The organism is Hungatella effluvii, from assembly GCF_003201875.1.
GTDB classification, from domain to species: Bacteria; Bacillota; Clostridia; order Lachnospirales; family Lachnospiraceae; genus Hungatella; species Hungatella effluvii.
Genome location: NZ_QJKD01000023.1, coordinates 11407 through 28411 on the forward strand (window position 1 = coordinate 11407; position 17005 = coordinate 28411).

4 protein-coding genes are annotated in these 17005 nt (G+C 45.7%); all 4 read left to right on the forward strand.

All coding sequences use genetic code 11. The features are described 5' to 3' along the window. Positions 1–11: 11 nt before the first annotated feature. Positions 12–13694, forward strand: coding sequence for a SpaA isopeptide-forming pilin-related protein (locus DFR60_RS27115; protein ID WP_110326092.1), 13683 nt, complete (start codon positions 12–14; stop codon positions 13692–13694). After that, positions 13691–14428, forward strand: a complete 738-nt coding sequence (locus DFR60_RS27120; RefSeq protein WP_110326094.1) for a class B sortase — start codon at positions 13691–13693, stop codon at positions 14426–14428. Before DFR60_RS27115 ends, DFR60_RS27120 begins: the two co-directional genes overlap by 4 nt. 33 nt (positions 14429–14461) lie before the next feature. After that, on the forward strand, positions 14462–15439 hold the full coding sequence (locus DFR60_RS27125; protein WP_110326096.1) for a Gfo/Idh/MocA family protein: 978 nt from the start codon (positions 14462–14464) through the stop codon (positions 15437–15439). A gap of 109 nt (positions 15440–15548) precedes the next feature. Next, the gene (locus tag DFR60_RS27130) at positions 15549–16871 is read left to right on the forward strand and encodes an MATE family efflux transporter (RefSeq protein WP_110326097.1); all 1323 of its coding nucleotides are present in this window, start codon (positions 15549–15551) and stop codon (positions 16869–16871) included. Positions 16872–17005 lie beyond the last annotated feature (134 nt).

Below are 17005 nucleotides of genomic sequence, written 5' to 3' on the forward strand. Positions count from 1 at the left end.
AAGGAGGCGCTATGAGAAAAGGAATGTGGAAGGAAACGGAAAAAAGACTGTCATCAATTTTGCTGGCAGGTATGATTTTGACAACGACAGTAGCGACGCCGGTTTTTGCGGTTCATACTTATTACTGGCCGGATGCCATTTCTGCAGATGCAATGGAAATAAAAAATTGGACCTGGAAGGCAGAAGGAGAGGCGGCAGCATTGGCTCCGTCGGTCGGGCTCATTCCCACCGGATTATCACAGCAGGAAACCGCACTGATGGGAGGCTATACAAGTAAGTTTTGGTTTCAGGACGAAAAGGCCAAAACAATAACAATTCCCGGTACATCAGCAGAACTCGATTTTTCAAAATTTCATCACCGTTACTTTGCCTGCGCAGACAGCCATAACACCGGTTTTTTTGCACCCGTAGGCGCACAAATCGCCTTCCAAAAGATGTATTATCCCACCAATAACCTGGGTGACTATCCGGATTTCTTGAAAAATGCCCCTATGGATATGAAGACAAAAAAGTTTGCTCTCCTTCTTGTTGCATTAATAAGCGCTGCTTATGAGACTCCATCTACAGAGGACTTGAGGGATTCTGATCGGATGTCTATGTATTATTATCTCCTGTGGGCTTCTATCTGGAGTAACGATAAGTATGTGGATCAGGGCATGTTTACAGGAGAGTCGCCGGAGGGTGACTGGGATTTTATCCAGTATTTTGTAAGGACAATGCTGAATTCCAGGCTAAATCCAGATCCGTATGGAAGTACGGCAATTTACGATGCGTTTCGAGATGAAGGTCCTGCGCAGAAGTATTTTTTTAACTGCTGGAAAGCAGCAAAGTTTCTGTCGGCGTTTGATTATTCTGTCGATATGGGAAGCGTACTGCCGGTTTCAGAGCCTGCATTGGGCGAGGATGGCATGTATCATATGACGTTCCACTATGGTGATCTCAGTGATTATGAGAAAGAGGTGTACCGACGAATGACGGCGGAAAATCTGGCGTCGGGCTGGGCGTATTCCAATGATGGAAGTACCATTGATTTTAAGTCAGCAGATGGTGTGTCAGATGGAAACGCAATTGCAACTCTGAAACTTCAGGAAAATTCGGAAGAAGATCGTTTTTATAATTGTGGTTTCGGTGTAGGCGGCCTGGCAGGGTTCCGTGGTTGTGCGAAAAAAAGTAAAAACGGTGATTTTGGCTGGGGTAATACGCAGGTGTATTTTTCCGCAGTATCTGAACCATTAGAGCTTCTTGTGGGTGGACGGGGGCATTTAAAGCCCCCTGGAGAATGGAAAATAGATGTTCACCGTTATGAGCATACGGAGACCTGGGATGCTCATTATAATATTCAACTTCAAAAATATGATTCTGAGACAGGACAACCGCTTGCCGGTTCTAAGTGGGATATTCTTGAGGCATTCGATGATACCCAGCTTGACGATACATCACTGGAAACCTCTGATAACTGGGCAAACAGGGGCGGAAGTCAGTTTTTGAAATGGGACGGTTGGGATTACGGAGAAGGAAATCCGGGCGGAGACGCTGCTAACGATCCGTGTTCCTGGGATATCAATGTAACAAATGAGGACGGCATTCTGATGCTGGGGGATAATGAGGAAAATGCTTCTGAACAGAGAGCACATACCGATACCAGGACTTATACCTATACGAAGGGGTATTGCGGCGGTCATCCGGAACCGGAAATAGAAGAAAGTGGTGATCCGGACATTGACACTGAACATGAAGCTGCTGCCAAGGAAGCTTGGCAGGAAGAAGTGGACTACTGCGAGACTCTTGCAGAACAAGGCGGCTTTTTTCATTCCCTTGATGCAGGAGAAGCGAAAGAACAGCTGGAAGCTGACCGGGATAAGTTCTATAATCAGTTTATTTCCCTGAAATACGAATACTCAGCAGTAGAATTGACTCCGCGGCCGGGATATACAAATCATGGAAGCCATACAGACGATATACCAATTGAGATCAAAACGGTTACGTCCTCAGAGTATAAGGATAGTGTGTATAATAACAAGGAAATTAGTTTACATAAAATTAATTACGAACCGCAAGGGACAGAGTCACCAGATGATTTAGCACCAGAGAACAATAGCAATTTTACAGAAAAGGGAATATTGGACAATATAGCTACACCCTCTAACGACACATCATGTGACGCTGCATCATGTGACGCCACCCCATCCAATGCCACAGCCTCCAATGCAACCGCCTCCAATGCAAAGAAAAAGACTGGCCTTTTGACTAAACTGAAGGCACTATTCGAAGTGCCAAAAACTCTGATTGAGCGAAGCATAAATAATAAATCTTTACTCATTGACGAAGATGAAGTCATGGAACGCGTAAATTTTGAACCCTCCGAGGTGGAGCCGCATGTACCGGGCGATAAAGGGATTACAGACCATACATTTATTGTCTATGATCACCGGACTGAAGGTGAGATACATATCAACAAACGTGATCTTTATTTGCAGGCTGGGGAAAACAAAGATTATTATGCATACGGTGATTCGATGGGAGATGGTACTCTGGAGGGGGCGGTATACGGCCTGTTTGCCCTTAAAGATATTAATCACCCTGATGGCTGCACCGGTACCGTATACCAAAAAGATGATTTAGTTGCAGTGGCGTCAACAGACCGAAATGGTGATGCCTCCTTTATGGCTTTCACAGAAGCACCGGGGATGATATGGAATTATAAATCTGGAAAGATTGAAAAAAGGCCGGAAGCATTCCAGGGGCCTCAGAACCTCTATCGGAACAGAGCAGATGCGGATAAGGTCAAAGATATTGAGAATTATGTTGGTTGTGATTCAAAGGGCAATTCCATACATCTGATAGATTCCGTGGCAGGTGATGGATCGGGATACTGGAAATTCTCTTCCAATCAGTCCGGTATGGAAGGCTTGAAAGGAAGCTATGCGGCATACCCGGTATCGGATAATGATAAGAATAATGGAAACTGCTGGATTGGGCGGCCTTTAATTGTGGAAGAGAATGGAACCACATACTATGTAAAGGAACTGGCCAGATCAGAAGGATATGAACTCTCCGTCAATGGAAAAACAAATATTATTACAAATGGCAGAGATAATTATGAAGGGGAGTATCACGAGGCTGATGTTGCTATTGGAAAAATTACTCTCGATATGATGGGAAATGGAAACTATTTTGATGTGACGGCATATCAGGCAGATCACGATATTACGCTGCATGGGATTAAATTTCCGGAAGGAGCGGTGTTCGAACTATCCACCAGTGAGAAAGTGCCGGAGAAAATTACGGTGCCTGTTTACAGTACTGTATTAAAACCGGTTATGGCGGCGGCAGGTACCTTTGTCTACCGGTCGGGCCAAAAAGTGGCTGCCGCCCAGGGAGACGTTGTAACCTTTCCTGAAGGGCAGAGTTACCTCGTTAATGCCGTGTTAGATCGAGAAGATAAGACAATTGGTGTTAAACCGATGAATTATCATACTATGGGAACACCTGCGGTGACAGAACTCTTTTCAGGAGGATTTCCGGAAGACTTTCAGGCGCTCTATAATATGGAACTCGACAACCTTGGATATAAAGAACCGGAGGCAGATGCTCCATGGGTGCGCGTAAAATTAAGCGGAACTACGGATACAGAATGGATTCTCTCTATCACAGAAGCTATGAAAACGCATGGCCTGCAGTATTTTAACAGTCTGCGGATCTCTGATATGGAACAGACAGGTGGAGAACTCTATGCTATTATGCGTTATGAATGGAAGCTTTACGATGACAGCCGGGATGATGCTGTTTATAATCCGGAGAAAGACTGCCTTTATGTAAAAAAAGACAGTGGCAATGGATATTTTGTCTATGTTCCCTATGATGATCCGGCCTCCAATCCGGCAGTACTGTCCTATCGTATGAAGAATGGCTTTTTGGAGCGGGCGACATTAAAAGAGCAAAATATTGATGGACTGAATGTGTCTTACCCGTCAAAACTCCCTGAATCATTTGTCATGGTGACAGCCCGGACACCATCATACTGGATATACGCGCCAGGTGAGCAGCAGATCGATGACGCGGGAAATTATAAATACTCCGAAGAGACTATCGTGGATTATGTGGAGCAGGAGGGATTTAAGACGGTCGAAAAGAAGACCAGGCTTACTTCCACATATGATACAGCAAAAGAAATCTATGTGGTTACTCTTCCGTCCGATGCTTTTAAAGAGACGGATACTGTCAGGCTAAAAGTATCTGATGACGGGAGTGGGAGGTATTCGATAAAGCAGGCGTACATCGACCAGAGCTTCTTTGCCTGCCAGCCCTTGCAGCGGGAGGCGGATTCCTATATTCAAAATGTAACACTTACACCGCCGGCCTTCGATCAACCGTGGCAGGATGGAAATACACGAACAGTACCTGCCGATGTGATGGAACGTCCTATTATGCAGAAGATAAAGGTCGTGAAAGATATTCTTGTTGAAGAAGGAGCCAAGTATGAGGACAATACATTTGCTGATTCCGGCCATGAGGATTATTTTACACAGAACGGGGGTGGGACGAAGGACAACGTATCGTTCAGGCCTAATTTTCGTTTCAAGATCTATTTAAAATCCAATCTGGAGCAATTGTATCGAACGGAAGATGGAGAGATTGAATGGCTTGATCGAAATGGAAGTACTGTTGATGTTGCTGCGTATCGGGCGGCATATCCGGAAAGAGTACAAAAAATCTATACGAAGGTACTGCATCGTACGGATTTACATTCCAGAAGATCCAATAGAGACGCAATCGCCAATCAGGAGCTTTATGGTTTTACGGCTGGTTTGATCAATGAAAATCAGGAGACGGGATATACTGCAATACTGGAAACAATTCAGTCTTATGAAACGGATGCCAATGGAAATGAGAAGGGGATCAAAAGATTTAATTATGATAAGTTTTTTGATGCGGTAAGGGTTGCGAATCAGGATAAGTGGGACAAAGAAAAACAGGAGCATACTTCTTTTAAGCCCTTCGCATTCATCAGACGCCTTCTGTTTGGAACTGCCGGTTCAGAGTGTATTTATCCGGCAGAGCATAATAATACGGAAATCCCCAATAAAGCCAATACTTCTGGAATTGCAAAAGAAAACAGTGACAGATCTGATTCAGTTAGGCAGTTTGCTATTCAATGGTATCTGGACAGAGAAGTGGAAAAACTGGTGAGAAAAAACTTCACAGGTGAAACGGTAGTTGCAGCCGGCCATGAAGGCTATCAGGATGAGGTGTATGATACTGCTCTGAAAGCGGCTGTAATCAAGGCCGAAAATTATTTAAAACCATTCTTTCATTATGACCTGGATGAGATTTATGCTATTGAGTGGGACAGTGAATCAGATGGAGGCAGGGATAAAGACAAAACAACCCTGAGTGCGGATAGGGAGGAGGCCGCTTTCGGATACTGTTATGGCATATCGGAATACCTTCCATACGGAACCTATATAACGGTGGAACAGCAGCCCATGGATAAGGAACTGGGAGATTTTCTCAATAAACATTATGCAATTGATGTGCCAAAGGAAATTGAGTTACCGGCTGTCTATGAAGACGAAAAAACAGGAGATGACATAACTCCGGAAAGACTGAGCCGTTACTATAATTATAACGCGAATCTGTCTGCGGAAGACCTGACAGCGAAATATTTTATCCGTTTTAATGAGGAGTGGCCGGGAGGCATTGGTGAAAATGTAAAGGATTATATAATTAAGGCCCACGGATATCTGGGGGATTATGAGATTTATAAGTATGGACTCGATCTCAATAAAATAGCAGGAACTGCATTGGGAGATCCTTACAAAACACCGCACTTTGAGATTACTCAGAGTGAATATGATCCACTGAAAGACTACTATCATACAATTGTCTTTCCGGAAGAAGACGGAGGAAATCCGAACAGCCACTACCTGGCTGATGATGTTAATCATGGGGTAACTGCGCCTAATGGAACGGAATACGAACGTGACGGCATAGAACGGATCTACCGTTATGGTTCTGTTTCAGAAGATAGATTGCCTGCATCTGCTATGGAAGGTATGCAGACGGCCTATGATGGTAAATATGCCTCTATGTTAGTGCCATGGACCATAACAGAACCTGTAAGTGAAGAGTATGATACCATACAGAACCAGGACGGTTCAGCCTCCGGTTTGGGATATGGATACCGGAAATTTCGAAATACCTTTTACAGAAGCCGCCTGCGTATAGAAAAACTGGATTCGGAGACAGGGGAAAATATTCTCCATGACGGGGCAGTTTTTACAGTGTATGCGGCAGAACGTGAAGATGGAGAGAAAACAGATGGCCGGGTAAAGTTTTATGAGACGGATACACTGATAAAGGGATCCAGAGAATTCTTAGAGGCGATGGGTGCGAAAGAGATTACAAAGGCGGCCAGAGCGCTTCCAGGTATCGGCGGCCTGTGGACTGGAATTGTGGAGGCGGGAACCCCTGTATGCAGGGAGTCGGAGCAGATTATCATGACGAATGCAAAAGGGCGCAGAACAGGGGGATTTGAAGCGTATACGACGACGCGGGATGGGCTTCAGGCAAAGGAAGAGAACCCGTTAGAAAAATCCTGGCAGGATCAGAATACAGGCTATCTGATCACTCCGCAGCCGTTGGGAGCGGGGACCTACGTTTTGTGTGAAATGAGGCCGCCGTCCGGCTATGTCAGAACGAAGCCGGTCGCCATAGAAATTTATTCCGATAAGATTTCCTACTATCTTAATGGAAAACAGGACGGCCGGGTTGCCGCGGCAGTCTATGAGGATGGTACTGTACAGAAGCCGGAGGGGGCAAAAGATACTGCGCGGGTTTATGTGGGAAATACACCGATACGGCTTGAGATATCCAAGTTAAAGGACCGGGACAGGACCGTTACTTACCGTACCCGAACACGAGTTGAGGGAAGTGAAACGGAGCTGAAGGCCAAATATGGTCAGGAGAATCTGGAGTTTGCTTATAAAGAGGGAAGCTATTTGAACTATGCCTGGTATAAGGGAACCGCAGAATACTTAGAGAGCCGTAAACTGGCAGGCGATGCGGTAGAACCAGTCTGTATAGATGGCATATTTGCTGGTTACGGCCTGATAACACGCCCATTGGACACTGCAGATGATACAAACCGTTACGTTTCGGGAGCGAAGATGGCTTTGTATGATGCGGTCGAGGTCAAATCAAATGGAGACAGCGGTGATTACGGCTACGACGGCGTAGAGGTGTTGCGGGACCGCAATAACAATGTGCAGAGTATAAAGCTTTTGGAAGGATATGCAGGAAACACCGTGGAGTTTGTCAATTTAGATGATATTGAAGGAAGCCTTAGTGGAAGTACCGGTCACGGTACCTGGACTTACCGAACGGTTGAGCGGAAGGATACGGATATTCTTTACTATTCATTGGGCGGCCTAAGGGTTACAGAACTGGGAAGAGACGGAAATGTGTATGGCTATGACTGTGATGGAAACCGTATTCAGGTGCGTAATCAGAAATCCGTTTATGCGGTAAAAAATGGCCATCCTGTCTTTGAACTCACCGGTGGAGATTTGGAACATGCAGTCTATTCGTCCCTGGATAAATGTTTTAAGCTGCAGGAAGGGACTGAACTTTACCATGTGGATTCAGATGGAAACAGAGATGCAAAGATCGATCCTGCAACAGGAATGGCCTATACTACGGAGGTGGGGACGGACCATAGGGGAAAGAAGTATGAACGGATTCTGGTCTGGCCAGTCAACGTATCCAAGACGGTAAATGGCGCTGTTATCGCACAGGAAAAAATAAAGACATACCGGATTGCGTCGATTCACGCAGATACAGAGGCGGAGTATACGATTGGAACTTACGATGGTACTATGCTTAAAAAGTCTGTAAATCCGGTAGTTGGAAGCCATGGCCTTCCGGATTATTATCAGAGATCAGACCAGGTATATAAAAAAGGAGAGCCTGTGTATGATATTGACCACGATTATGTGAGGTATCGGTACTATGATCTTTTGCCTGCGTTTAACCGGAATGCTTACCGGATTAATAACCAATGGGATTTACGAAATGTAGGCGAAAAGGAAGATCCGGCAGATGATAAGAAATTGTTTCATCGTCAGGGGGAAGCGTGGATCATGGAAAACACGTGGATGTCAGGAGATGAATATCCCAACGATCCGTTTCATGTCGATCTTACGACAGGGCGGGCAGACATGCTGAAACGCGTGATTCCGGGAACTTATATTATGGAGGAAGTGGAGCCCCCGGCTGGGTATGTAAAGGGATTTCCTGTTGGTATCACAGTGAAAGAAACAAAACAGGTGCAGAATGCGGAGCTGGAAGATGAAAAAATAAAGATCGAGATCGTGAAAACGGATGCTGCGGATCAGTACCGCATAGATGTAATCAGCGATTATCAGGGGATATTGAAGACAACGGAACCAAAGGGTGCTTACAGTTACGGTCAGATTTCAGGGGCCCATCTGGCTCTTTATAAGGCCCGGAGGAAGTATACGACAGATACTGTCACTTATCCCTCAGGCTACTACCTGGAGAAAACAGAAAATACACCTGCAAAGTGGACTGTAGAAAACTCGAAAGATAATTCACCAGTCATAGTGACAGCGGATTGGATTACAGATGGAAAGCCGAAATATTTTGAAGGGATTCCGGCAGGTGACTATATTTTAGAAGAAATAGAAGCTGCCAGCGGTTATATCCGTCATTCCATAGAGTTGGAGGTCAAGAAAACAGGAGAAGTTCAGACATTCCATATGAAAGACGACCATACCAAGCTTGAAGTTTTTAAATACTGCATGGACGGGCATGGAAATATGATACCGCTGCCAATGGAATATTCAGCAGGTCTGGCACTCTACAGAGCCGAGACGGATGAAGATGGAAATATTCAGATGAACGGAGGAGAGCCGCAATATGTAAAAGACCAGCTAATAGATGAATGGATGACGGACGATCTCAAAGCTTATACAGAAAACTATGAGATAAGTCCTAAATGGCTGGACCGCATGAAGGCCTTTTTCGGAATTGCAGTGAATCAATCCAGTTTTATACTGGATTTTGAAAATACATACCGGAAGTTGGGAGATGATTTTGTATGGCTGACATGGCATACTAAATCAGGAGAGAAATCCGCAGAGAGGATTTCTTCCATAAAGATGGGCGTCACAGACAGCTCGGTACAGTTGTGGAGAACGGATGACGGTAAGATGATCAGAATCACCATATATCGAAACGTCCATAACGGCTCTCTGGATGAAGACGGACAGCTTCCCCTGAATTTTGAATATCAGTTTAACTACCGGGAGCTGGCGGCAGGGCTGAAGAGCTACGATACGCTGGAAGGGGTTCACAGAATCGATTATCTGCCGTTTACGGATATAAAAGATGGGCGAAAAGTGGGGAATTACGTTCTGGTTGAGGCTGAGGTCCCAGAAGGCTTTGAGCGTACAAAGCCCAAGGCTGTTGTACTGGAGGAGAAGGGAAGTGTACAGCGCTTCAGTCTGGAGAATGTGGAAAAGTATGTATCCATATTGAAAGTGATTTCTGACGGAACCAGTGAATATGCTGCGGAAGGGGTAAAAATGGCCCTCTACCGGCCGGGAGCAGATGGAAAATTTATTCATGATGAGAGAAATCTGGTAGAGCGTTGGATTTCGGGTGCCGATGGAAGATTTACAGAAGAAGAGTGGTTTTTGGGAAATATTCCGGAAGGCTTTCGAGTCGGAGATATAAGACCGCATCGGATCAGTAAGATACCAGATGGTTCTTACTATATTGTTGAGGAGGAGGTCCCGCCATATATGGCAAAACGGGAACCGGTAAAAATTGAGATTGGCGGTGACACAGACACAATAATCCGTGTGGTGAATCAACCGGCTCAGGGACGCCTGGAACTGCTTAAGAAAGCGGCTGATACGGGAGAAATGCTGGAAAATGCCAGATTTCTGATCACGAACAGAGACACAAAGGAGGAATGGTATATTACGACCGGTCATAATGGACGTGCAGAGCTTAAAAATCTGGCAGTAGGCGAAGTTCGGGCAGATGGAACGATAAATCCCTATACTTATACAATCGAGGAGGTCTCGCCGCCTGATTATTATCAGATCTCGGGGGGAAAGAAGTTTTTTACCTTTGATGGAACGGCAGACAGTCAGGTTGTTACGTATACCCATGCGGTAGAAAACTATCCCACACAAATACACTTCAAAAAGACCAATTTTGATACCGGCATGGCGCTGGAAGGTGCCAAAATAGCTGTCTATCATGCAGTAGCTATAGAAGGAGAATACGTAAAAAATGGAGAAGCCATAGAAATTAATAGATCCGGGCCGGAGGGATTTACGATTAAAAAGAAGTTATCAGCCGGTCATGTCTATATTATGGAAGAGCTGGAGGCGCCGGCCGACCTCCATTTGTCGCCGCCGGTTATCTTTACCGTGAATCAGTCTGGAACCGGCATCAGTAACATAAGAAATAATTTCAGTGTACTGGAATGTTCCTCTGCCAGCGGAACCATTGAGTCACTCACTGTTTTTGGCAGGGCCGCGGACAAGACCTTTACGGTTTTGAAGGATCTGGATACCGGGAAGTTGCTGCCTGATATCATCAGCAGCACTGATATTTTACTTACGGCTGACGATGGAATAGAGGAAGGCCATTTGTACGAAATAATCGAATATACCCGCTATTCAGATGGTAATACAGAGATGAGTAAAAAAGAGACGAGGAGAATCTGGTTTGATGAGAATGGGACATTTCTTTTGTCATCCAGGACATATCTTGGAACCAGACTTCAATTGGAAGACCAGGATCGGGACGAGCTTGATACATGGACGGTGGAGAATGGAAGTTTTGAGCATGTAATAGAGAATCCTGTTACAAAGGAACATGCCGTCGCAGAGGTCACGGGAACTGTGGGTAACGGCCAGATGCCGGTTACAAATGGTGATGTAATAAAGTACATCATCACATACGAAAACTCTGGTCTTGAAAAAGCGGATCTGATTGTCAGTGCTAAGCTGGAAAATGGCCTGGAGTTAATGAGATCATCCGGGAACCCTGTAATAAATGAAGGTATACTGACATGGCAGATTCATGATGCAGAACCGCATACTGTTGGGCACTTGGAGTTGGCTGCACTGGTAAGCGGTCAGATGGGAGCGTCAGTAAGAGCGGTATTTACGATCAGTTCTCCGACGAATCTCATGGAAACCATATTGGAAAATCCTATCGCGCCGAAAGGAAGTCTAACAATCAGAAATCACATCTCCGGAACGGGAAGGAATCCACAGGATACCTTTACCTATCAGATGCGTTTCTTTGATTCGGCAGGTAAGCTGCTGTCCGGCTATCAGAATTATACCGGAACAAAAGAAGGCAGGATAAAGGGGAGGGGACAAATTACCCTGAAGGGGGACGATTATGTTATTTTTTCCGGTCTTCCCTATGGGACTGAATATGCAGTTATTCAGGAAGTGAACAGAGATTATGAAACAGTAACCAGAGAGTTCGCCGGAGCGATATCAAAGGAGGCACAAGGGGCAGTCTTTGAAAATAACAGAAACGATGAGACGGTCAGGGAAGTGCTGACTGCAGGAGGCAATTACCGTTTGACTGAAACAACGGGATACACGGACGGTATGGAGCAGACTACAGGGGTATACCGGTTCACATTAAACGAATTCGGAAGAATTGATAATGTGGATATGGAAGACCGGCCGGTAAAATTATACTTTTCCAAAATAGATATTGCTGCTGGCGACGAAATTTCCGGAGGTATCTATGCTGTAGTGGATGCAGAAACAAAAAACGAGATTTACAGATTTACGAAAGTGGAGTCTGTACCGGTTCTTATTCCGGCAGATGTACTAATACCAGGAAAAGAGTACATTCTTCGCGAGGATACGCCGCCTGCCGGTTATTCACGGGAGGAAGATATACGATTTACGGTCAATGAGGCGGGGGTTCCGGAAACAATAATCATGCAGGATAGAAAGACCAGGATATATTTGGAGAAGCTGGATGCCGACACTGGGGAATCCGTTACAGGTGGGTATTACTGCGTCAGAGATATAGAGTGCGGCGAAACAGCCTTCTGTTATACTGCCTCCGGTAAGCCGGTTCTGGCAGAGGGAATTCTGGTAGCCGGCAGGACGTATGAGCTGGTAGAAGAAAAGCCGCCGGCGGGTTATGGATACTGTGAAAGCATTGTCTTCACCGTTCCATTGGAATCCGAGACGATTACTGTACGTATGAAAGATAAAAAAACAGAAATTATCGTGAAGAAGCTCACTCTATCGTCCCCGGCAAATGCAAGCCCGTCGGATGCGGAACGCCAAAAGCCAGGATTTATACTACAGATCCTGAATAAAGACAAAAGTCCTGCTAAAGCGGTGAGAGACTTCTCCGGATTTAAAGCAGGCGAAGAGCTGGTCTTTACTACAAAACTGGAATTTAAGACCATCAGCGGTCAGCTGGCAGCAGGCGGTGAATACTGGCTGCATGAAGTAAAACCACGTGATGGTTATGCCCTTGCGGAAGACGTGCCGTTTAATGTAGGCAGAGATGGAAGTCATGATGTTGTGATTATGGTTGACAAGCCAACCCATGTGGTACTGTCAAAAAAAGAACTTACCGGGAGCCGGGAACTGCCGGATAACCATATGGCTGTTCGGGATGAAGACGGCAAGGTTTTGGAACGTTGGATTTCTGGTGAAAGACCTCATGAAATTACAGCAAAATTAATAGCCGGGAAAACGTATTATCTGTGTGAGGAAACTCCGGAAGGTGGCTATGCTTATGCGGAGAAAGTTCCGTTTACCGTGAGTGAGGACGGAAGTACCGATCTGGTAGAAATGAAAAATGATGTGACCAGAGTACGGATCCATAAGAAGGATGAGTCAGGCAATACCGTAAAAGGAGCTGTACTGCAGGTTCTTACGTTCGAAAAAGATAAGATCATATTCGAATTTGAAACTACCGGAGAACCCGTGGATGTTACAGGAAAACTGACGGCTGGAGAGACATATTATCTTCACGAAAAGCAGTCGCCCCCTGGTTATCTCCCGGCAGCCGATATTTCATTTACAGTTCCACGAAAGAATCAGCAGATAGAGGTTACCATGATAGACTTGAAGCGGCATGATTCTGAAATCAATACCATGTATCTGATGAAGACGGACGCAGAGACAGGAAAGGGGCTGGAAGGTTTTGAATTTACGGTTACAGGACCCGGAGGAAACACATTTACCGTTATTACTGACAAAGAGGGGAAAGCTGAATTCTCTATGCCGTCGGATGGGATCTATACATTCCGGGAGACAAAAAGGCAGGCCGGATATCTTATATCCGAGGAAACCTATACCTTTACTATCTTGAATGGAAGAGTTACCGGGGATAGTATAATCCTGGTGGCGGATCAGCCTCTTCCGCCGGAAGGACCTGATGATACCAGGCGGGTTGGAAGAATAACGGCCAGTTATAAATCGGGATTCAGAGGCATGATCTATGCGGCGGAGGAAACCAGCCCTCCGACGAATGAACGGACTGGAGATGAGTATCCGCTTGGTGCTGTTCTGGCAGCCATGCTCTTATGTCTGTCAGGACTTGTATACAGAATAAGGCGGAAAGACTCTCGGAAGCAGGACAGAGAAGGCAGCAGATGAACAGAGTAAAACATTTTGTAACAACAATTCTGCTCCTGACAAGTTTTGGGCTGTCTGCCTTCTGTTTGACTATCAGGCTTTCAAGCTATGAGACTGGACGGGAGGAATACAGGCAGCTGCAGGAGCAGTTTGAATTGGCAGCAGGCAGTACAGCCGATGATGCGGCAGCGCCGAAAGTGAATATGGAGAAGGAGGAGAAATGGACGCGCATGATGACTTCCCGGAATCCGGATTATGTTTTCTGGATTTGGATTCCGGGGACGAACATCAACTATCCGACAGTAAAAAATACAATCCCGGGTTATTACTTAAACCACACATTCAGTGGAGAGGAAAATCCCTGTGGTACCATATTTTGTCTGGAGGAAGCCGAAAACCAGATTATCTATGGCCATAATATGAAGGATGGAAGTATGTTTGCAGATTTGAAACAGTATCGGAGTGAAGCTTACTTTCAGAACCATAGGTGCATATGGATATACCGACAGGGGGATTGGCAGCAGTATGTGATATTTTCCTGCTATACTGTTCGGGAAGAGGAGATGGGGATATACCAGAGTCATTTTATCAGTGAGGAGGAGAAACAGACATATTTAGAGAGTGCGGAAAGGAAATCCCTCTATACAACGGGCAGCCAGCCTGAAATAACAGATTCTCTCATTACACTGTCCACATGCCTGGGAAAAGGGAAAAGAGTGATTGTACACGCAGTTCTGTTGTGTTATACTGAATGACAAAATCACAATCGTAAAACAGGAGGAGAAGGGATGGAAGCGCTTAAGATAGGGATACTGGGAACCGGAGTGATTGCGGCAACTCTGGCAGATACGATGAACCGGATGCCCGGAGTGGAACTTTACGGTGCGGCGTCGAGAAGTTCGGAGAAAGCAAAGGATTTTGGAGAGCGGTTCGGCGTTAAACACACATACGGTTCTTACGAGGAACTTGCTGCAGATCCGGAAATAGAACTGGTGTATATAGCAACCCCTCATTCAGAGCATTATAAGAATGCGATTCTTTGTCTGGAACATGGAAAACATGTTCTGTGTGAAAAGGCTTTTGCGGTGAACGCAGCCCAGGCAAAGGAAATGATTGCTCTGGCGGAAGAAAAGAAACTGCTTATTACTGAGGCGATGTGGGTCCGTTACATGCCGATGGCAAAGACCTTAAGAGATGTGATTGATTCAGGCGTGATAGGAGAGCCAATGACACTGACGGCCAGTCTGTGTTACTTGATCGATAAGATTCAGAGACTGGTAGATCCAAATCTGGCGGGGGGAGCGCTTCTCGACGTTGGTGTTTATACCATCGCATTTGCATCCTTAGTATTTGGTGATGAGATTACTTCCATCAATTCCTCTGTCATCAAGACTGAGTCCGGGGTAGACTCCCAGAACAGTATGACTTTCTGCTATCCGGGCGGGAAGATGGCGGTATTAAACAGCTCGATCCATGTCCTTTCAGACAGAAGAGGGATTATCTATGGTACAAAAGGATACATAGAAGTTGAAAATATAAATAATTTCGAATCCATTAAGGTATTCGATGAAAAACGCAGGTTGAAGGAAACCTATACGAGGCCGGAGCAGATATCGGGATATGAGTACCAGATAGAAGCCAGCCGAAAGGCGATCCGGGAGCAGCGTCTGGAATGTCCTGAGATGCCCCACCATGTCACCATTCGTATGATGGAGACCATGGATGCTTTGAGAGAACAGTGGGGAATCCGGTATCCGTTTGAGTAACGGGTAAGATAGCCAAGAGTGTATTTTCGTGGTATACTATGGCATGGGAAATCTAAAACAAGTAGCATAAAACTACTTATCTATAGGGCAGTTTACAGAGGCAGAAGGCATGTTTACAAGAAAAGATTTAATGAAATTACTGGCTCCGTTGATCGTGGAGCAGATACTGGCCGTACTGGTCGGAATGGTCGATGTCATGATGGTGGCTGCAGTCGGTGAGGCGGCGGTGTCAGGGGTATCCCTGGTAGATTCCATCAGTGTTCTGATTATTCAGATTCTGGCGGCGCTTGCCACCGGGGGAGCGGTGGTATCGGCTCAGTATCTGGGAAAAAAACAATCGGAAAATGCCTGCCGGGCGGCGGGCCAGCTGGTTGGCGTTACAACAATACTGTCTCTGATCGTGACAATGGCGGCTTTAATTGGAAATCGCCATCTCCTGGGGGTTGTGTTTGGAAAAGTGGAAACAGCGGTAATGAATGACGCGGTGATTTACTTTGGAATTACGGCTCTTTCTTATCCCTTTATTGCCGTCTATAATTCCTGCGCAGCGCTGTTCCGTTCGATGGGGAATTCCAGGATATCCATGGTAATATCCATTGTCATGAATACAATCAATGTGGTAGGTAATGCGGTCTGTATCTTCGGACTTCATATGGGCGTCGCCGGTGTGGCATATCCAACGCTGGCAGGCAGAATGGTGGCGGCTGTGCTGATGGTGTATCTCATTCAGAAGCCGGATAATATAATCAGGATTAACCGGCTGAGTGAACTGCGGCCAAACTTTCATATGATCAGGAATATATTATCAATCGGTATTCCAAACGGTCTTGAGAGCGGAATGTTTCAGTTCGGAAAGATCGCTCTTCAGAGTCTCGTTTCGTCACTGGGGACCGCTGCCATTGCCAGCTACGCGGTAGCGTCAAATCTGGTTACCCTCTTATATTTGCCTGGAAATGCCATTGGTCTGGGGCTGATCACGATTGTGGGCCAGTGCGTAGGTGCCGGCGAGACGGTGCAGGCTAAGCAGTATACACGTCAGCTGACCGGTATCAATTATGCCATACTCATTGTTTTGTGTACCGTGATGATTGTGTTTGGCGGTCCGCTGGTGGGAATTTACCGGCTGTCGCCAGAGGCATCTGCGATATCGAGGCAGATGATAACCGCTCACAGTATCGCCATGGTCGTCTGGCCCCTTGCGTTTACCATACCGTATACACTCAGGGCCTCTCTCGATGCAAAGTTTACGATGGCCGTTTCCGTATTTTCCATGTGGGTGTTCCGTATTGCGTTCGCATATCTCTTCGTACGGATATTCCATATGGGTGTAATGGGGGTATGGTATGGAATGTTTATTGACTGGATATTCCGGGCCACAGTCTTTTCAATGAGGTTCCACGGACTCGAAAAACGGGCGGTTTCTGTCTCCTGAGGCAGAAATCATAGGATCTGAATATGTGAAAGAAAAAAGGTGTAAATAAGTACTCAACAAATAAATACCCAATAAAACAGGATTGAAATCAAAACACAGGACATTTAAGAAATATATGTCATGCATTCTGATAC

What these genes read in the sequence shown, in the direction of transcription:
- DFR60_RS27115 (WP_110326092.1), top strand. Translation starts at nt 12, where the DNA reads ATGAGAAAAGGAATGTGGAAGGAAACGGAAAAAAGACTGTCATCAATT.
- DFR60_RS27125 (WP_110326096.1), top strand. Translation starts at nt 14,462, where the DNA reads ATGGAAGCGCTTAAGATAGGGATACTGGGAACCGGAGTGATTGCGGCA.
- DFR60_RS27120 (WP_110326094.1), top strand. Translation starts at nt 13,691, where the DNA reads ATGAACAGAGTAAAACATTTTGTAACAACAATTCTGCTCCTGACAAGT.
- DFR60_RS27130 (WP_110326097.1), top strand. Translation starts at nt 15,549, where the DNA reads ATGTTTACAAGAAAAGATTTAATGAAATTACTGGCTCCGTTGATCGTG.